Origin of the sequence: Bradyrhizobium sp. SZCCHNR3119, assembly GCF_032487775.1 — a bacterium.
Taxonomy (GTDB): Bacteria; Pseudomonadota; Alphaproteobacteria; order Rhizobiales; family Xanthobacteraceae; genus Bradyrhizobium.
Window position 1 is genome coordinate 3480101 of the sequence record NZ_JAUEUV010000001.1, and the last position, 16818, is coordinate 3496918.

The following is a 16818-nucleotide window of genomic DNA, read 5'->3' on the forward strand; positions in this document are numbered from 1 at the left end:
GACAACGTTTGAACAACAGGTTACGGACACGATGAGCTCGCGCGCTTCTTCTTCTGCCCTCCGCAAGACCGCCAAGCCGACTGCGAAGCCGGCCACCAAGTCAGTCGCCAAGGGCAAGGCCCCAGCGAAGCCGACCAAGAAGAGTCTCGCCAAGGGGCCGGCGAAGCCGGTCGCCAAGACTGTCGTCAAGGCTGCCGCCAAGAGCGCTGTCAAGGGCGGCATCAAGACCGGCGCGTTGCCGGTGTGGAACCTGGACGATCTCTATGCGGGAATCGAGGCTCCGGAGATCACGCGCGATCTTGAGCAGATGGATGCGGACTGCATCGCGTTCGAGACCGATTATAAAGGCAAGCTCGCCGAGCACACTGCGCGCGAGGATGGCGGTGAGTGGCTCGCGGGAGCCGTCCGACGCTATGAAGCGATCGACGATCTCGCAGGACGGCTCGGGTCTTATGCAGGGCTCGTGCATGCCGGCGACAGCGTCGATCCTGCAATCTCCAAATTCTACGGCGATATTTCGGAACGGCTGACCGCGGCCTCGATGCACCTTCTGTTCTTTCCGCTCGAACTCAACCGCGTCGACGATGCGGTGATTGAGCGTGCGATGCAGGCGACCGCGCTCGACCATTACCGGCCCTGGATCGAGGATCTGCGCAAGGACAAGCCGTACCAGCTCGAAGATCGCGTCGAACAGTTGTTTCACGAGAAATCACAGACCGGCTATTCGGCCTGGAATCGGCTGTTCGACCAGACCATCGCCGCGCTTCGCTTCAAGGTTGGCGGAAAGGAGCTCGCAATCGAGCCGACGCTCAGCTTCCTGCAGGATCGCGACGGCGCCAAGCGCAAGGCGGCTGCCGAAGCGCTGGCCAAGACCTTCAAGGCCAATGAGCGCACCTTTGCGCTGATCACCAATACGCTCGCCAAGGACAAGGACATTTCCGACCGCTGGCGCGGCTTCCAGGACGTCGCGGACTCCCGCCACCTGAACAATCGCGTCGAGCGCGAGGTGGTCGACGCGCTGGTTGCTTCGGTGCGCGCGGCCTACCCGAAACTGTCGCATCGTTACTACGCTCTGAAGGCGCGCTGGTTCAAAAAGAAGAAGCTCGCGCATTGGGACCGCAATGCGCCGCTGCCCTTCGCCGCCACCTCGACCATCGCCTGGCCCGAGGCAAAGAACATGGTGCTGACGGCCTATCGCGGCTTTTCGCCTGACATGGCCGACATCGCCCAGCGCTTTTTCGATCAGCGCTGGATCGATGCGCCGGTGCGGCCGGGGAAGGCGCCCGGGGCCTTCTCACACCCGACGACGCCCTCCGCCCATCCCTATGTGCTGATGAACTATCAGGGCAAGCCGCGCGACGTGATGACGCTCGCCCATGAGCTCGGCCATGGCGTGCATCAGGTGCTGGCGGCCAAGAATGGCGCGCTGATGGCGCCGACGCCGTTGACGCTGGCGGAGACCGCGAGCGTGTTCGGCGAGATGCTGACCTTCAAGCGGCTGCTGGGCGAGACCAAGAACGCCAAGCAGCGCCAGGCGCTGCTTGCCGGCAAGGTCGAGGACATGATCAACACAGTGGTGCGCCAGATCGCGTTCTATTCGTTCGAGCGCGCCGTGCATACCGAGCGCAAGAACGGCGAGCTCACTGCCGAGCGCATCGGCCAGATCTGGCTGTCGGTGCAGAACGAGAGCCTCGGCGAGGCGATCGAGATCAAGCCGGGCTATGAGAATTTCTGGATGTACATCCCGCACTTCATCCATTCGCCGTTCTACGTCTACGCCTATGCGTTCGGCGACTGCCTGGTGAATTCGCTGTATGCGGTCTACGAGCACGCCGCGGACGGGTTTGCCGAGCGCTACCTCGCGATGCTCGCTGCCGGCGGCACCAAGCATTATTCGGAGCTGCTCAGGCCGTTCGGCCTGGACGCAAAGGACCCGAAGTTCTGGGATGGCGGCCTGTCGGTGATCGCCGGCATGATCGACGAGCTGGAGACGATGGGGTGAGGGCAGGGACGTAAAACATCTGTTAAACGGTTGCCTCGGGCGTGTTGTACGGATTGTATAACGCGCCCGTAGGCTATCTGGAGCCTGTCATGAAGATCGAGATCAAGAAGATCGGCAATTCCGATGGGCTCTTGCTGCCGCGCGAATTGATGCAACGGCTCGATCTCAAGCGCGGCCAGCAGTTGCATATCGTCGAGCTTCCCGGCGGCGGCTTCCAGGCGCTGCCTTACGATCCGGATTTCGAGCGGACGATGGAGATCGCCGACGAGATCATGGATCAGTACAGGGATACCTTGGTGGCCCTCGCGAAATGAGCGAGGCGCCGGAGCCGCTCTGGATCAGTTACGAGCAGGCCATCGCGATCCATACCCGCCAACTCCGCCGCTTCGGCGGGGCGTCGGGCTTCCGCGACGAGGGAATGCTCCGCTTGGCACTCGAGGAGCCCGTCAATAAATGGAGCTACGAGCACGCCATGCTGCCTAGGCTCGGGGCGGCCTATGCCTTCGGCCTTGCAAAGAACCATGCCTTTGTCGACGGCAACAAGCGGATCGCTTTCACGGTGATGACGACGTTTCTCCGAAGAAACGGCACGGCCTTTGCGCCCGATCCTGCACAGGCCACGATCATCATCCTCTCCCTCGCTGCGGGCGAGGTCAGTCTGACCCGCTGGATCCGGGACAATTGGCCGCCTCAATGACCTGATAAGAAAAGGCGTGCAATCGGGGCGCCGTTGCCCTGCGACCGGCTTTGCGCTATGCGAGCCATTAAAGGAAATTTTTCGGGGGACCCAGATGGCAGATCACGGCGAAGTCGCCTATTCGACGGCTGACGGCAACGACTACGCGGCGCATGAGGCGACCTATGAGGGCTTCATCAAGCTGGTGAAGTACGGCACCATCACCGTCGCGCTCATCGTCATCTTGATGGCAATTTTCCTCACTTAAGTCCATTTGCCCGCCGCAAGTTGCCGGCGGGCTTTCGGCCGCCCGGCTGAAACACCTGGAATTCCGCACCCTACCAGCTCGCGCGCGCGCCCGCGCCGGAGGCCTCATGAAGATTGCCGTCGCCAAGGAAATCGACCCGTCGGAGCCGCGGGTTGCCGCCTCGCCCGATACGGTGAAGAAATTCAAGTCCTTAGGCGCCGAGGTTGCGGTCGAGCCGGGCGCCGGCGTCAAGTCGGGCGTGCCGGATGCCGAGTTTGCTGCCGCCGGCGCCACGGTGAGCGCCGATGCGCTCAAGGACGCCGACATCGTCATCAAGGTGAAGCGGCCGGAGCCGTCGGAGCTTGCCCAATATAAGCGTGGCGCGCTGGTCATCGCGATCATGGACCCCTACGGCAATGATGGCGCACTGAAGGCAATGGCCGATGCCGGTATCTCGGCCTTCGCCATGGAGCTGATGCCGCGCATCACCCGCGCGCAGGTGATGGACGTGCTGTCGAGCCAGGCCAATCTTGCGGGCTACCGCGCCGTGATTGAGGCCGCCGAGGCATTTGGCCGCGCCTTCCCGATGATGATGACCGCGGCCGGCACGGTGCCGGCCGCGAAGGTCTTCGTGATGGGCGTCGGCGTCGCCGGCCTGCAGGCGATCGCGACCGCGCGTCGTCTCGGCGCGATCGTGTCCGCGACCGACGTGCGGCCGGCCACCAAGGAGCAGGTCGAGAGCCTTGGCGCGAAATTCCTCGCCGTCGAGGACGAGGAGTTCAAGAGTGCGCAGACCGCCGGCGGCTACGCCAAGGAAATGTCCAAGGAGTATCAGGCCAAGCAGGCGGCACTGACGGCCGAGCATCTCAAGAAGCAGGATATCGTCATTACGACCGCACTGATCCCGGGCCGGCCGGCCCCACGGCTGGTCACGCTCGACATGGTCAAATCGATGCGGCCCGGCTCGGTGCTGGTCGACCTCGCCGTTGAGCGCGGCGGCAATGTGGAGGGCGCCAAGCTCGGGGAGACGGTCGACGTCGACGGCATCAAGATCGTCGGTATTCCGAACCTCGCCGGCCGCGTCGCGGCCTCCGCCTCCAGCCTCTATGCGCGTAACCTCCTGTCCTTCATCGAGACCATGATCGACAAGGCAACCAAATCCCTGGCCGTCAATTGGGATGACGATCTGGTCAAGGCCACGGCTTTGACAAAGGATGGCGCCATCATCCATCCGAATTTCCAGCCGAAGGCATAGTCAGAGGCATCAGGAGAAAAGTCATGGAGCATGTCGCCCAAGCCGTTGATCCCTTCGTGTTCCGGCTCTCGATTTTCGTGCTGGCCGTGTTCGTCGGCTACTTCGTCGTATGGTCAGTGACACCTGCGCTGCATACGCCGCTGATGTCGGTCACCAACGCGATCTCCTCGGTGATCGTGGTCGGGGCGCTGCTCGCGGTCGGCGTCGGCATGATCTCGAGCGGCAGCGGCTGGGCGCGCGGCTTCGGCTTCATCGCCTTGATCTTCGCCTGCGTGAACATCTTCGGCGGCTTCCTCGTCACCCAGCGCATGCTGGCCATGTACAAGAAGAAGTCCAGGTAACAACGCCGCATCGCGCGCAGGCATCAACGGGGCATCTCGCAATGAACGCCAATCTGTCGGCACTCCTTTATCTCGTGGCAGGTGTGCTGTTCATCCTGTCGCTGCGCGGCCTGTCGAGCCCGGCCACCAGCCGGCGGGGCAATTTCCTCGGCATGGCCGGCATGGTGATTGCGGTCGTCACCACGCTGGCCAATCATCCGCCGGCGGATGGCGTCGCCTGGATGCTGGTCATTCTCGGCATCGCGATCGGCGGCGGCATCGGCGCGGTGATCGCGCGCCGGGTGCCGATGACCGCAATGCCCGAACTTGTCGCGGCCTTCCACTCGCTGGTCGGTATGGCCGCGGTGCTGGTCGCGGCCGGCGCGTTCTATGCGCCGGAAGCCTTCGACATCGGCACGCCCGCCAACATCCACACCCAGAGCCTGGTCGAAATGTCGCTCGGCGTCGCCATCGGCGCGCTGACCTTCACCGGCTCGGTGATCGCGTTCCTGAAACTGTCGGCGCGCATGAGCGGTGCCCCGATCATCCTGCCGGCGCGGCACCTCATCAACATCGTGCTCGCAATTGCCCTGGTCGCCTGCATCGTCGGCCTCGTCGTTACCGGCAGCGCGGGCTTCTTCTGGCTGAACGTCGTCCTGGCGCTGGCGCTCGGCGTGCTCATGATCATCCCGATCGGCGGCGCCGATATGCCGGTCGTGATCTCGATGCTCAACTCCTATTCCGGTTGGGCCGCGGCCGGCATCGGCTTCACGCTCGGCAATTCGGCGCTGATCATCACCGGCGCGCTGGTCGGCTCGTCAGGCGCGATCCTGTCCTACATCATGTGTCACGCGATGAACCGGTCCTTCATCTCGGTCATCCTCGGCGGATTCGGCGGCGAGACCGCAGCCGCAAGCGTCGGCACCGGCGAACAGAAGCCGGCCAAACTCGGCTCGGCCGAGGACGCCGCCTTCATCATGAAGAATGCCTCCAAGGTCATCATCGTGCCCGGCTACGGCATGGCGGTGGCGCAGGCCCAGCACGCGCTGCGCGAGATGGCCGACACGCTGAAGAAGGAAGGGGTGGAGGTGAAATACGCCATCCACCCGGTCGCCGGCCGCATGCCCGGCCACATGAACGTGCTGCTCGCCGAAGCCAACGTGCCGTACGACGAGGTGTTCGAACTCGAGGACATCAACTCCGAATTCGCCCAGGCCGACGTCGCCTTCGTGATCGGCGCCAACGACGTCACCAACCCGGCGGCCGAAGAGGATAAGTCCTCGCCGATCTACGGCATGCCGGTGCTGCAGGTCTGGAAGGCCGGCACGGTGATGTTCATCAAGCGCTCGCTCGCCTCCGGCTATGCCGGCATCGACAACCCGCTGTTCTACCGCGACAACACGATGATGCTGCTCGGCGACGCCAAGAAGATGACCGAGAGCATCGTCAAGGCGATGTAAATCACCAGACGCTATGTCGGAAACCGGCTAAACTCGCTTGGCCAGAGACTAGGCTGGAGCCATCCAATGCTGGACCGTCGCGAGGTGATTGCAGGCGCAACCGCAACCTTGGCGGCTGGCGATGTCGGTCTCGCGAGTTCAGCCGCGCCTGCCGGGCCATGGCAAAAAGCGGCTCCTACCGATGCCGGCCTGACGGCGGACCTTGCGCCGCGTCTCGACAGACTGATCGCGGACAAGCGCGTATGGGGCCTGCACGGCGTGCTCGTCGTGCGCCACCGGCGGATCGCGTTGGAACGCTATTTCGAGGCGGAAGACAATAATTGGGGGCAGTCGCTGGGCCTCGTGCGATTTGGCCCAGATACGCTGCACAATCTCTATTCGGCAACCAAGAGCATCGTCGCGCTGCTCTATGGCATCGCGCTCGCGGACGGCAAGGTTCCGCCGCCAAACGCGCCGCTCTACGCGCAGTTCCCTGAATATCAGGACCTGGTTGCGGCCGATGAACGGCGCAGGCAGCAGACCATCGGACATGCGCTGTCGATGTCGCTCGGCACCCGATGGAACGAGATCGGTTTAGCCTACGACAGCCCAGATAACGACGAGATCGGCATGGAGATGGCGGAGGATCGCTATCGCTTCGTGCTGGAGCGGCCAGTCATCGGGCCTCCTGGCAAGCGCTGGCAATACAGTGGCGGCGCGACCGCGCTGCTCGGCCGGCTGGTTGCCAAGGGCACGGGGCGTTCATTGCCCGACTATGCGCGCACCGCGCTGTTCGATCCGCTCGGCATCGGCCGCACGGAATGGATCACCAGCAGCGAGACCTGGGTCGGCCGGCAACGCGGCTCGGCCGATGGCGAGCCGGTGGCAGCTTCCGGCCTGCGCATGACGCTGCATGATCTCGCGCGCATCGGCCAGCTCGTGATGGACGATGGCAAGGTTGGTGCGCGCCAAGTGGTGCCCGCGGATTGGCTCACGGAGTGTTTCGTCCCGCGCGTCTCCGTCAACGAGCTGCAGCGCTACGGCTATCAATGGTACCTTGGCGACATGGAGTTTCGCGCCGGCGACAAGGTGCATCTGGAGCATTGGGTCGGCGCCGCAGGCAATGGCGGCCAGCGGCTCTATGTTATGCCTGATCTCGACCTGATCGTTGTCGTCATGGCAGGAAACTACAGCGCGCCCGATCAATGGATGCCGCCGATCCGCGTCGTGCGCGAGGCCGTGCTGCCGAGCCTGTTGATGTGATGATTGATGCCGGTAAGCACTTGGCGGCGCGCCCGATGGCTCTCCTCAAATGGCTTCTTATCGTCCTTGCCGGGCTCTACGCTTGCGGGCTTGCCGTGCTGTTCGTCAAGCAGCGCACGATGCTGTTTCCGATCCCGCCGGTCGGCCGCACGGCACCTGACGCGGCTGGATTTCCGCAGGCCGAAGAGCATGTGCTGACCTCGGCCGATGGCGAGAAGGTCGTCGTCTGGCATGTGCCGGCCAGGCCCGGTCGCAAGGTCGTGCTGTATTTCCACGGCAACGGCGATGTCCTGGCGGGTCTCGTCCCGCGCTTCAAGGCGTTGACGGCCGATGGCACCGGCCTCGTCGCGCTATCCTATCGCGGCTATGCCGGTTCGACCGGCAGTCCGAGCGAGCACGGGCTGCTATTGGACGCCGACGCTGCCTATGCCTTCACGGCCGCGCGCTATGCACCTGACCGCATCGTGGCCTGGGGCTTCTCCCTCGGCAGCGGCGTCGCCACCGCGATTGCGGCCGACAAGCCGATCGCCAAGCTGATCCTGGAAGCTCCTTATACGTCCATTGTGGAGGTTGCCGGCGCCATGTTCCGGTTCGCGCCGGTCAGCCTGCTCATGCTGGATCGGTTTCGATCCGATCTGCGGATCGCACGCGTCAAAGTGCCGCTGTTGATCATGCATGGGGAGAAGGATCCTGCGATTTCGATCCGCTTCGGGGAACGACTATACAGGCTTGCGCATGACCCCAAGCAATTCGTAGCGTTTCCTGACGGCGGTCACAACGATCTGGATAGGTTTGGTGCGACGGAGACAGCGAAGCGATTCATCGACGGATCATAGGACCAATATCACGCGTCTGTTGTGCTGGTTTGTTGCTGTCGCGCTGCTCGCGACGTGGCCTGTGAGCGCGCAGGCCGCCACCGGGCTTGATGGCGCTGCCATGGGCTGGCCGTTTGCCTTGCCCTTTGCCGGCCTGCTGCTCTCGATCGCGCTCGGGCCGCTCTTGTTTCCCAAGTTCTGGCACCATCATTACGGCAAGGTCGCGGCTCTCTGGTCGCTCTTGACCTTCGCTGCGCTGACATCGTCTGCCGGCCCGACGCCTGCGTTCGAGGGATTCATTCACGCGCTGCTCGGCGAATATTTCAGCTTCATCGTGCTTCTGTTTGCGCTCTACACCGTGACGGGCGGCATTCTCGTCACGGGCGACATCAGAGGCACGCCTGCGACCAATGCCGGCATTCTGGCGCTGGGAACGATGATCGCCTCCATCGTCGGGACCACCGGCGCCGCGATGATCCTGGTGCGCCCCTTGATCCGCGCCAATTTGACCCGCCGGCACAATGTCCATGTCCTGGTCTTCTTCATCATCCTGGCCGGCAATGTCGGCGGCGCGTTGAGCCCGCTCGGCGATCCGCCGCTGTTCGTTGGCTTCCTGCGCGGGGTCGATTTCTTCTGGACCACACGGCACATCTGGCCGCAGACCGCGATCGTAGCGGGGCTGCTGCTGGCCATTTTCGTCGCACTCGACTGGTGGCTGTCCCGCGCTGAACCAGGGATGGGCGATAAGACGCGGCGCGAGCCGGTTCGAATCCGTGGTCTCGTCAACCTCGTGCTGATCGGAGCCGTGGTTGCCAATACGCTGTTCTCGGCGAACTGGCACCCAGGCGTGGCGTTCGACGTCTTCGGCACGCATCTGGAGCTGCAGAATCTGGTTCGTGATGCGCTGCTGGTCGTGATCGCCATGCTGTCGTTGTGGCTGACGCCTGACGAACATCGCGAGGCCAACGGCTTCAACTGGGAGCCGATCCGGGAGGTCGCAAAGCTGTTCGCGGCGATCTTCACCGCGATCGTTCCAGTGGTGGCGATGCTGCATGCAGGCCGCAGCGGCAGCTTCGCCTGGCTGTTGGATGCGGTCACGACCCCGAGCGGGGCGCCGCGGGAAGTGGCCTATTTCTGGTTCACCGGATTGATGTCCGCGTTCCTGGACAATGCGCCGACCTACCTCCTCTTCTTCGAGCTCGCCGGCGGCAATGCGTCGACTCTGATGCAGGAGCTGTCCGGCACGCTGGCCGCGATCTCGATGGGCGCCGTCTATATGGGCGCGCTGACTTATATCGGGAACGCGCCCAACTTCATGGTGGAGGCAATCGCCCGCGAGCGCGGCATCAGGATGCCGAGCTTTTTCGGCTATATGCTGTGGGCGGCAGCGGTGCTGATTCCGCTCTTTCTCCTGCTCACCTTCCTGCCGATTTCGCCGCGGCTCGGCGCCGGTTAAGCTAGTGCCAAGCTGGTGCCGGTGCGGCGGGCATCGCGGACGCACAATTGAGGGGCTCTGTCACATGAGTGCTGTGAACGCGACGCCCAGATCGGCCGTGGTCTTTCCCGCATTGGCCGTGGTGCTGTTTGCGCTGGTGACAGCCACGCATTACGAGTTTGCGCCCACATTAGGCGGCCTCGTGTTCGCTGGCGGATTGCTGATCGTTCTGTTCGGGACGGTGTTTGCGGCCGTGCATCACGCCGAGGTGATCGCGCATGAGCTCGGCGAGCCCTATGGAACGCTGCTTCTGACCTTGGCTGTCACGGTGATCGAGGTGGCGCTGATCGCGACCATCATGCTCGGCGACAAGTCGGTGCCGACGCTCGCCCGGGATACCGTGTTTGCGGTGGTGATGATCGTCTGCAACGGCCTGGTCGGAATCTGCGTTTTCATCGGCGGCCTGCGCTACCGCGAGCAGGATTTCCAGGTCTCGGGCGCGAATCTGTATCTCAGCGTGCTGTTCACGCTGGCGACGATCACGCTGGTGCTCCCGAATTTCACCTTGACCGAGACAGGGCCGGTCTATTCCGCCGCCCAGCTCGGATTCGTCAGCGTGGTCACGATCCTGCTCTATGCCGTTTTCCTTTACACCCAGACGACGCGACACCGCGATTATTTCGTGAGCGGCGCTTCGGCATTCACCGACCATGATCCGAAATTGCCGCCGCGGATGCTCGCGTTCAGCATCGGCCTCCTGCTGGTGGCATTGCTGTCGGTCGTGCTGCTTGCCAAGAAGTTCTCGCTGGTGGTCGATGCCGGCGTGGCCGCGACCGGCGCCCCGCCGGCCTTGGCCGGCGTGCTGGTGGCGGCGCTGATTCTGCTGCCCGAGAGCGTTGCGGCGATCTCGGCTGCGCGCGCCAATGATCTGCAGCGGAGCATCAACCTGGCGCTCGGCTCTTCGCTTGCGACCATTGGGTTGACCATTCCCGCGGTCGGGCTGGCCGGCTACGCGCTCGACAAGCCCCTGGTGCTCGGCCTGAACCCGCCTGGAATGGCGCTCCTGATTCTGACATTCGTGCTGAGCATGCTCACCTTCGGCACCGGCAGGACCAACGTCCTGTTTGGGCTGGTGCACATGGTCGTGTTCGCCGTATTCGTGTTTCTGTTGTTCGTGCCGTGATCAGCAGGGAACGTGAGATGCTCAGCGCCAAATCCGATATTCAGGTCGACACTCCCGAAGTGCGCGTCACCGAATGGCGCCTGGCCCCCGGCAGCGCCACCGGCCGTCACATTCATGAGATGGATTATGTCATTGTTCCCGTCACTGCCGGCGAGATGACCATCGTGGCGCCAAGCGGGGAACGGAACTCGGCGCAGCTTGCAGTCGGGAAATCTTACTTCCGCAAAGCAGGTGTGGAACACGACGTGCTGAACGAGACGTCTTCCGAAATTGTCTTCCTGGAAATTGAGTTGAAGCCGTAAAGCTTTTCTTTACTAAAATGCCACTGATGTGTCGTATCTGATCCCTTAATTGTGCCTCAAAGTTCCCCCAAATACCGGCGGGGAGTGGTCAGCATGCTGAAATATCTGAAAAAGCTCGCCATGGAGATCGTCCCGTCGGTGGTCGCGACCATCCTCGGGGCGTACATCGTCAATCACTATATCAACGCCAAGCCCGCCACCCCTTCAGCCACGGTCGCGGCTGTGGCGCCGACGACGGTCGACTCCAAGAACGACGCTTCCAAGAACGACGCTCCCAAGGCTGACGCTTCCAAGACGGCCGGTGCGAAGCCGGACGCCAAGCCGGCGGAGACGTCGGTCGAGCTCTCGAACTTTCCCGGTCCCGGCATCAAGGCTAAGGGCATTGCCGAGAAGTCGGTGAGCGAAAAGGCTGCTGGAGAGAAGTCGATCGAGGCCAAGCCGGCTGAGACGGCAAATGCGCCCGCCGAGGCGCAGCGCCATGTGCCAGCGCGGGAAAAGCTGATCGCGCGCAGCACGCCCGCTGAGATGCCTGCTCCGGAAGAGCACCGCGACGCCGCCGATCTGGCCCGGGCCGCAATCGAGCGGCTGCGGGCGAGCGAGGCGACCAAACCTGCCGAGAAGCCCTCGGATCCTGCTCGTGCTCCGGCGGATCCGTCGCGCATCGTGACCGCTGCCCCGCCGCCGGTGTCTCCGGTGCGGCCATTGCCGCCTCCGATCACCGTGTCCACGCCACCAGCCGACACGTCGGTCGTGCTTGGTCCTCCGCCCGGCAACCCTGCGATTACCGGCTCGGTTCAGCCGGACGGGCGTCCGACGCCGCCGGCCGATATCCCCCTGGCTTCGCCGCTCCGCCCGCTCGATCTGCGCGCCGACACGGAATCCGCCAAGGAGCGTATGCATAACGTCGCCGAGGATATGCTCTCCGCGGCCAAGTCGGTGTTCCACGCGGTCATCCCGAAGTAATTCGTCGGGCAATGCTTCCGGTCGGATCGGGCCGGAAAGCTGAATTAGACGAGACGTCGGTGGTCGCCGTCGCCGCGGTCCTTCCCTGCGGCGCTCTGTCGCAGGTAGACGACCTCGGTCTCCCGATGATTGTGCAGCCGGGCATTGGAGCCCATGACGACGGCGTGTGAACCGACGACGCCATAGCCCAAAACAAAAGCGCGAGCCCGAAGGCCCGCGCTGTCATCTCAAAACTCGAATTGGTTCGCGATCAGCGCATGCCGCCGCTGCGCGCACCTGCGCCCGGACCACGGCCCGCACCCCGGTCACCACCGGCGCCAGCGCCGAACACCGGCTTCGGCTTCATCGGCAGCAGGCCTTCACGCTGCAACTTCTTGCGCGCCAGCTTGCGTGCGCGGCGCACGGCTTCGGCCTTTTCCCGGGCTTTCTTCTCAGAGGGCTTCTCGTAATGTCCGCGGAGCTTCATCTCGCGGAAAATACCCTCGCGCTGCATCTTCTTCTTGAGCGCCTTGAGGGCTTGATCGACATTGTTATCGCGAACGAGAACCTGCACGCGGCATCCTCTTTCTCAGTACATCGGTTTGGAATCGGGTGAAGCCAGGGCTGGCAAATGGCCTCGCCCTTAACCTTGAGCGCGCCGATGTATCAGACTACGGGACCAATGTCCACCCGCCCTGGTAACCCTGACGCAAAGTTTAGCTGTTCCGCGGGCGGGTAGGATCAGGCGGATTTCGGCGGGGTCGGCGACACCAGCGTCACGTGTCCCATCTTGCGGCCGGGTCGCGGGGTACCTTTGCCGTAGAGGTGGACGGTCGCGCCGGGGACGGTGAGCCATTGCTCGTAGGTGTTGATCTCGTCGCCGATCAGATTGGTCATCGTGACCTCGCCGTGGCGTACCGGCTTGCCCAGCGGCCAGCCGGCGATGGCGCGGATGTGCTGCTCGAATTGCGAGATCGAAGCGCCGTCCAGGGTCCAGTGCCCCGAATTATGCACCCGCGGCGCGATTTCATTGACGAGCACGCTCGGCCCCTGTTTGCCGGGCACCACGAACATTTCGACTGCGAGCACACCGACATAATCGAGCGCGGTCGCGATCCGGCCGGCGATCTCGCGCGCCTGCTCGGCGAGCGCGTCCGGGATTGCGGCCGGCGCCCGCGAGATCTTCAGGATGTGATCGCGGTGTTCGTTCTCGGTCACGTCGAAACATTCGACCTGGCCGTCGGCCGCCCGCGCAGCGACGACCGAGATCTCGCGCTCGAATGGAACAAACGCCTCGAGGATCGCGGACCTCGTACCGAGCTCGGCCCAGGCGCGCTCGAGATCGTCGCCCTGGCGTATCTTGATCTGGCCCTTGCCGTCATAACCGAAACGGCGGGTCTTGAGCACGCCGGGCAGGCCGATGCGGACGATCGCCTCGCGCAAGCCTGCCACCGAGGAGACGTCGGCGTAATCCGCAGTCCGAATGCCGAGCGAGGTGACGAAATCCTTTTCGGCAAGGCGATCCTGCGTCGTTTCCAGCACCGTCCGGCTCGGCAGCACCGGCCGCCTCGCAGCCAGCACCATGGCTGCCGCGGAGGGGACGTTTTCGAATTCATAGGTCACGACGTCGACGTCGTTGGCGAAGAACTCCAGCGCCTCGACATCGGCATATTCGGCGCAGGTGGCGCGCTGCACGACGTCGAAAGCCGGAGAATCCGGATCCGGCGAAAACACCTGGCAGCGCAGTCCGAGCCGCGCCGCCGCGAGCGCCAGCATGCGCCCCAATTGTCCGCCGCCGAGAATGCCGATGGTGTCGCCGGGCTTGAGCCGCACCGGATGAGACGCAGTCACGCCGATCCCTCCGGGCGTTCGGCGACCTGCTCGGTCTGCTGTGCTCGCCAGGCTGCCACGCGCGCCGCAAGTTCCGCGTCGGTCAGCGCAAGCACGCTTGCCGCCAGAAGGGCCGCGTTGATCGCGCCGGACTTGCCGATCGCGAGCGTCCCGACCGGAATTCCGGCGGGCATCTGCACGATCGAATAAAGCGAATCGAGCCCGGACATGGTCTTGGACTCCACGGGCACCCCGAATACCGGCAGTTCGGTCAAAGCGGCGGTCATGCCGGGCAGATGGGCGGCGCCTCCGGCGCCGGCAATGATCACCTTGAAGCCGGCCGCCTTCGCTCCCTTGGCAAACGCGTAGAGCCGATCGGGGGTCCGATGCGCGGATACGATGCGGGCGTCGTAGCCTAATCCCAGCTCCGCCAACGTATCGGCGGCATGGCGCATGGTATGCCAGTCCGACTGGCTTCCCATGATGATGGCGATCGGGGCAGTCATAAGCTCAATTCTTCTCGGGAATCCAGAAACATGAGCCGGAGTATAGGGGCCGGCCCGACCGCGGCAAGGCATGGTAAGGAGACGCGAATGCACTATCCCGTCTTGGCGAATCGCGGCAAGCCCATAAGTAGCGTTCCGCCGCCGATGTTCGCGCAACGTTCTGGCGAGTTTCGGATGCGTGGATCGCGCGCCGATCGACCGCCACGGTGCGGCTCGAATCGTGCAGATTGAGTTCGAAGTTCCGTCATGTGCCACCGCTCGAACTGCAATCCGCCGAGGCACGGCGGTGCGCGTCAGGGATTCGATGAAACAGAAGCGTAATGGGCGGCCCCGCGTATGGGCGAAACCAGGGATCCTGGTTCGGCGGCAGATCCGGACATTCGGTGACGCGCAAGCCGAGGTCAGTTTCCCGGGTACGCGTCAGACCATTCACCGGCTGCGGCGGGAACTTGCGCAGGCGGCGAGGCAGATCGAAGAACTCAAGGCGAGTGCCGAGCGGGACTTCCTCCTCGACATCTTCAACCGGCGAGGATTCGTCCGCGAATTGGATCGGTCCGCAGCTTACATCAAGCGCTACGGGGCGACCGGTGCACTGATCCTGCTCGATGTCGACCGTTTAAAGCCGGTCAACGATACCTTCGGCCACGCGGCAGGCGATGAGGTTCTGAGGGCGGTAGCGCGCACCCTGTCGGGGCAGGTGCGCTCGTCCGATGTGGTCGGGCGGTTGGGCGGTGACGAATTCGGCATCCTGTTGTGGAACTTGAGTGCGCTGGATGCTGCTGCCAAGGCTCTCACGCTGGAGCACGCGATCGATGCGCTGAGTTTCGAATTCGAGGCGCAAACCGTGCGGGTCGGTGCATCGGCGGGCGTTGCGATTCTGGACCCGCACACGGATGCCGCGCGCGGCCTGGAAGCGGCGGATCGCGCCATGTACATCCGCAAGAGAGAGCGACGGTGCGCTTCGATTCCGAAATTCGCAAATGAATGCGCCGCGAGCTGATCGATGTTCGGAATCGAAGCATCGGCCGGTCAGTTCGTCCGGTTTGGCAACGCATCCGAGGATGTGCGGTTACATCCCGCCGAGATCGTCCGGCACCTGCCCGAATTTGCGTAACAGCCGTGCATCGCTGAACTCGCCCATCATGGGATCGCCGCTGCGGCTGAAGGCAACGGCGCCGATATTCCCCTCCAGGTGCGACATCATCTCCGCGCGCAGCAGCGCCGTGGTCGAGCTTTGGCATTCCTCTGCGGTGCCGGCGATCAGCATGCCGGAGGCATCACGCGTGAACGGCATCGCGACATAGTAGGTGATCTCGGACATTGCGCTATCTCCTGACGCTCCTTTCAACTGACCAATGCTCTGCGAAGCTCACCCATCGCGGGGCGAGCTGCCAGCTTATGCGGCTTCGCTGTTTGCGCGATCGAGCGGGTTCGGCACGCAGCCGCAGACCACCGCAGCGCGCAGCTCCTGCAATTCCAGCTCGAGATATTCGTTGGCCATGATCAGGGCTTTGATGGTCGAGCGGAGATTGCCGCTGCACATCGCGATCGCCTGATCGCAGGCGCGTTCGTAAAGGCCATCATCGGACGGGAAGGCTGCTTGCATCGGGATCTCCCTTGGTCGGGGTGACGTCGGCGCGTTGCCAGGGCGGTGAATACTGTGCCGATTGTTCCTGTTTTGTTCTGGATTGTCAATCGTGTTTTCGATGATCGGGAGATCCGGGTCCGATCGGCGTTTTTGCCGACGGCGTAAAGGCAACCGACAATCGCTTCGTGAGCCGCATCCCTCGCGCCGGCTTGCGGCCAAGCCGGGCGGCCCGCTCGCCAAGGCCTACAGATCAAGCGATGATATCGGGCGTGATCTGGTCTTCGATGAAGGCGATCCGATCGCGCAACAACAGCTTGCGTTTTTTCAACCGCTGCAGCCGCAAGAGATCTGGCGCGGGCGATTGATGCAGCGCATCAATCGCCGCGTCGAGGTCGCGGTGTTCCTGCTGCAAGCGTGCGAGTTCTGCGTGCAACTCGCGCTCGTCTGGATCGGCCATGATCTATATTAGCAAAAAAGCACAGAGGGAGGAAAAGGCTTGCGGAGGGACGATCGACTATTGCTGCAGCGAAGCTGCGACGCAAGTCACGATGTTCCCGATGGCCGCATTGTCCTGCCGAATTTCGCGTTCGCGCAAGTCAGGACTGCGCGTGATCTGCTCACGCTTCATTACACATGGTGCGCAAATTTGCGCCCGCGGTTCTTTGGCCCATCGACACGACAAGCGAGTCGTGTACACTCAATAGTCCTGGTCGAATCTCAGGTTAACTCACCAAGGAGGTTGCGAATGGCCATTCAGGCGCATCTCGTTGAACTGGAACGTAAGCACAAAGTTCTTGAAAACGAATTGCATGATGCTCTCCTGCACCTTTCGACGGACGACCTGCGAATTGCCGAATTGAAGCGACGAAAGTTGATGGTGAAGGACGAGATCGAGCGCTTGAAGCTCGCCACTAGCGAAACGGTTCACTGAAGGCGAACCACATCATTTTCGAAATCCTTCTGGGGTGGACGGTCTCGCTCCATCCCAGATGGCATGCTGACCTAACCTGCTTAC

The 16818-nt window shown here is 63.2% G+C and carries 21 protein-coding genes; 15 read left to right on the plus strand and 6 right to left on the minus strand.

What is annotated here, in order from left to right; all coding sequences use genetic code 11:
* Positions 1–31 precede the first annotated feature (31 nt).
* The 13 genes from QX034_RS16185 (at position 32) to QX034_RS16245 (ending at position 11900) form a co-directional block, all read left to right on the plus strand.
* Positions 32–2002, plus strand: a complete 1971-nt coding sequence (locus QX034_RS16185; protein WP_316195567.1) for a M3 family oligoendopeptidase — start codon at positions 32–34, stop codon at positions 2000–2002.
* An 89-nt stretch (positions 2003–2091) separates the two neighbouring features.
* Positions 2092–2316: an AbrB family transcriptional regulator gene (locus QX034_RS16190; protein WP_315701562.1), complete on the plus strand. Its 225-nt coding sequence runs from the start codon at positions 2092–2094 to the stop codon at positions 2314–2316.
* Entirely contained in the window at positions 2313–2699 is a 387-nt protein-coding gene (locus QX034_RS16195; protein WP_315701561.1) for a type II toxin-antitoxin system death-on-curing family toxin, read from the plus strand. The genes QX034_RS16190 and QX034_RS16195 overlap by 4 nt, the downstream gene beginning before the upstream one ends.
* Positions 2700–2793: 94 nt before the next feature.
* Complete coding sequence (locus QX034_RS16200) at positions 2794–2946, plus strand: aa3-type cytochrome c oxidase subunit IV (RefSeq protein WP_315701560.1); 153 nt, start codon at positions 2794–2796, stop codon at positions 2944–2946.
* Positions 2947–3052: 106 nt separating this feature from the next.
* Positions 3053–4180 (plus strand): Re/Si-specific NAD(P)(+) transhydrogenase subunit alpha, encoded by a 1128-nt coding sequence (locus tag QX034_RS16205; protein ID WP_315701558.1) that lies wholly within the window; start codon positions 3053–3055, stop codon positions 4178–4180.
* 23 nt (positions 4181–4203) lie between these two features.
* The gene (locus QX034_RS16210; protein WP_315701557.1) at positions 4204–4521 is read left to right on the plus strand and encodes a proton-translocating transhydrogenase family protein; all 318 of its coding nucleotides are present in this window, start codon (positions 4204–4206) and stop codon (positions 4519–4521) included.
* A gap of 41 nt (positions 4522–4562) precedes the next feature.
* Entirely contained in the window at positions 4563–5960 is a 1398-nt protein-coding gene (locus QX034_RS16215; RefSeq protein WP_315701556.1) for an NAD(P)(+) transhydrogenase (Re/Si-specific) subunit beta, read from the plus strand.
* 66 nt (positions 5961–6026) lie between these two features.
* Complete coding sequence (locus tag QX034_RS16220; RefSeq protein ID WP_316188768.1) at positions 6027–7202, plus strand: serine hydrolase; 1176 nt, start codon at positions 6027–6029, stop codon at positions 7200–7202.
* Positions 7203–7237: 35 nt separating this feature from the next.
* Entirely contained in the window at positions 7238–8038 is an 801-nt protein-coding gene (locus tag QX034_RS16225; RefSeq protein WP_315701554.1) for an alpha/beta hydrolase, read from the plus strand.
* Positions 8039–8138: 100 nt separating this feature from the next.
* Positions 8139–9473: a sodium:proton antiporter gene (locus QX034_RS16230; RefSeq protein WP_316196075.1), complete on the plus strand. Its 1335-nt coding sequence runs from the start codon at positions 8139–8141 to the stop codon at positions 9471–9473.
* Positions 9474–9537: 64 nt separating this feature from the next.
* Positions 9538–10635, plus strand: coding sequence for an ionic transporter y4hA (locus tag QX034_RS16235; RefSeq protein ID WP_315701553.1), 1098 nt, complete (start codon positions 9538–9540; stop codon positions 10633–10635).
* A 17-nt stretch (positions 10636–10652) separates the two neighbouring features.
* A complete protein-coding gene (locus QX034_RS16240; RefSeq protein WP_315701552.1) occupies positions 10653–10937 on the plus strand; it encodes a cupin domain-containing protein in 285 nt (94 codons plus the stop codon).
* 93 nt (positions 10938–11030) lie between these two features.
* On the plus strand, positions 11031–11900 hold the full coding sequence (locus QX034_RS16245; RefSeq protein ID WP_315701551.1) for a hypothetical protein: 870 nt from the start codon (positions 11031–11033) through the stop codon (positions 11898–11900).
* A gap of 250 nt (positions 11901–12150) precedes the next feature.
* Here QX034_RS16245 and rpsU read toward each other — a convergent pair whose 3' ends face one another.
* The 3 genes from rpsU to purE form a co-directional block, all read right to left on the minus strand.
* Complete coding sequence (rpsU, locus tag QX034_RS16250) at positions 12151–12453, minus strand: 30S ribosomal protein S21 (RefSeq protein WP_315701550.1); 303 nt, start codon at positions 12451–12453, stop codon at positions 12151–12153.
* A 167-nt stretch (positions 12454–12620) separates the two neighbouring features.
* Positions 12621–13730, minus strand: coding sequence for a 5-(carboxyamino)imidazole ribonucleotide synthase (locus QX034_RS16255; protein WP_315701548.1), 1110 nt, complete (start codon positions 13728–13730; stop codon positions 12621–12623).
* The gene (gene purE, locus QX034_RS16260; RefSeq protein WP_315701547.1) at positions 13727–14215 is read right to left on the minus strand and encodes a 5-(carboxyamino)imidazole ribonucleotide mutase; all 489 of its coding nucleotides are present in this window, start codon (positions 14213–14215) and stop codon (positions 13727–13729) included. The genes QX034_RS16255 and purE overlap by 4 nt, the downstream gene beginning before the upstream one ends.
* Before the next feature lie 304 nt (positions 14216–14519).
* Between purE and QX034_RS16265 the strand changes: the two genes are divergently transcribed.
* Positions 14520–15215: a GGDEF domain-containing protein gene (locus QX034_RS16265; RefSeq protein WP_315747766.1), complete on the plus strand. Its 696-nt coding sequence runs from the start codon at positions 14520–14522 to the stop codon at positions 15213–15215.
* A gap of 69 nt (positions 15216–15284) precedes the next feature.
* Here the strand turns inward: QX034_RS16265 and QX034_RS16270 are convergent, their stop codons facing one another.
* From QX034_RS16270 to QX034_RS16280, 3 genes are all read right to left on the minus strand, one after another.
* Positions 15285–15536 carry a hypothetical protein gene (locus QX034_RS16270; RefSeq protein ID WP_315701545.1) on the minus strand — a complete coding sequence of 84 codons (252 nt, stop codon included), beginning with the start codon at positions 15534–15536 and terminating at the stop codon, positions 15285–15287.
* Positions 15537–15611: 75 nt separating this feature from the next.
* Positions 15612–15821, minus strand: a complete 210-nt coding sequence (locus QX034_RS16275) for a hypothetical protein (RefSeq protein ID WP_315701544.1) — start codon at positions 15819–15821, stop codon at positions 15612–15614.
* A 232-nt stretch (positions 15822–16053) separates the two neighbouring features.
* The gene (locus tag QX034_RS16280) at positions 16054–16260 is read right to left on the minus strand and encodes a YdcH family protein (RefSeq protein WP_315701543.1); all 207 of its coding nucleotides are present in this window, start codon (positions 16258–16260) and stop codon (positions 16054–16056) included.
* Between the two features lie 288 nt (positions 16261–16548).
* Here QX034_RS16280 and QX034_RS16285 point away from each other — a divergent pair, with 288 nt between their 5' ends.
* A complete protein-coding gene (locus QX034_RS16285; protein ID WP_315701541.1) occupies positions 16549–16734 on the plus strand; it encodes a YdcH family protein in 186 nt (61 codons plus the stop codon).
* Positions 16735–16818 lie beyond the last annotated feature (84 nt).

Coding starts and splice junctions, on each gene's coding strand:
- QX034_RS16185 (WP_316195567.1), top strand. CDS start 32: ATGAGCTCGCGCGCTTCTTCTTCTGCCCTCCGCAAGACCGCCAAGCCG.
- QX034_RS16190 (WP_315701562.1), top strand. CDS start 2,092: ATGAAGATCGAGATCAAGAAGATCGGCAATTCCGATGGGCTCTTGCTG.
- QX034_RS16195 (WP_315701561.1), top strand. CDS start 2,313: ATGAGCGAGGCGCCGGAGCCGCTCTGGATCAGTTACGAGCAGGCCATC.
- QX034_RS16200 (WP_315701560.1), top strand. CDS start 2,794: ATGGCAGATCACGGCGAAGTCGCCTATTCGACGGCTGACGGCAACGAC.
- QX034_RS16205 (WP_315701558.1), top strand. CDS start 3,053: ATGAAGATTGCCGTCGCCAAGGAAATCGACCCGTCGGAGCCGCGGGTT.
- QX034_RS16210 (WP_315701557.1), top strand. CDS start 4,204: ATGGAGCATGTCGCCCAAGCCGTTGATCCCTTCGTGTTCCGGCTCTCG.
- QX034_RS16215 (WP_315701556.1), top strand. CDS start 4,563: ATGAACGCCAATCTGTCGGCACTCCTTTATCTCGTGGCAGGTGTGCTG.
- QX034_RS16220 (WP_316188768.1), top strand. CDS start 6,027: ATGCTGGACCGTCGCGAGGTGATTGCAGGCGCAACCGCAACCTTGGCG.
- QX034_RS16225 (WP_315701554.1), top strand. CDS start 7,238: ATGGCTCTCCTCAAATGGCTTCTTATCGTCCTTGCCGGGCTCTACGCT.
- QX034_RS16230 (WP_316196075.1), top strand. CDS start 8,139: ATGGGCTGGCCGTTTGCCTTGCCCTTTGCCGGCCTGCTGCTCTCGATC.
- QX034_RS16235 (WP_315701553.1), top strand. CDS start 9,538: ATGAGTGCTGTGAACGCGACGCCCAGATCGGCCGTGGTCTTTCCCGCA.
- QX034_RS16240 (WP_315701552.1), top strand. CDS start 10,653: ATGCTCAGCGCCAAATCCGATATTCAGGTCGACACTCCCGAAGTGCGC.
- QX034_RS16245 (WP_315701551.1), top strand. CDS start 11,031: ATGCTGAAATATCTGAAAAAGCTCGCCATGGAGATCGTCCCGTCGGTG.
- purE (WP_315701547.1), bottom strand. CDS start 14,215: ATGACTGCCCCGATCGCCATCATCATGGGAAGCCAGTCGGACTGGCAT.
- QX034_RS16265 (WP_315747766.1), top strand. CDS start 14,520: ATGAAACAGAAGCGTAATGGGCGGCCCCGCGTATGGGCGAAACCAGGG.
- QX034_RS16270 (WP_315701545.1), bottom strand. CDS start 15,536: ATGTCCGAGATCACCTACTATGTCGCGATGCCGTTCACGCGTGATGCC.
- QX034_RS16275 (WP_315701544.1), bottom strand. CDS start 15,821: ATGCAAGCAGCCTTCCCGTCCGATGATGGCCTTTACGAACGCGCCTGC.
- QX034_RS16280 (WP_315701543.1), bottom strand. CDS start 16,260: ATGGCCGATCCAGACGAGCGCGAGTTGCACGCAGAACTCGCACGCTTG.
- QX034_RS16285 (WP_315701541.1), top strand. CDS start 16,549: ATGGCCATTCAGGCGCATCTCGTTGAACTGGAACGTAAGCACAAAGTT.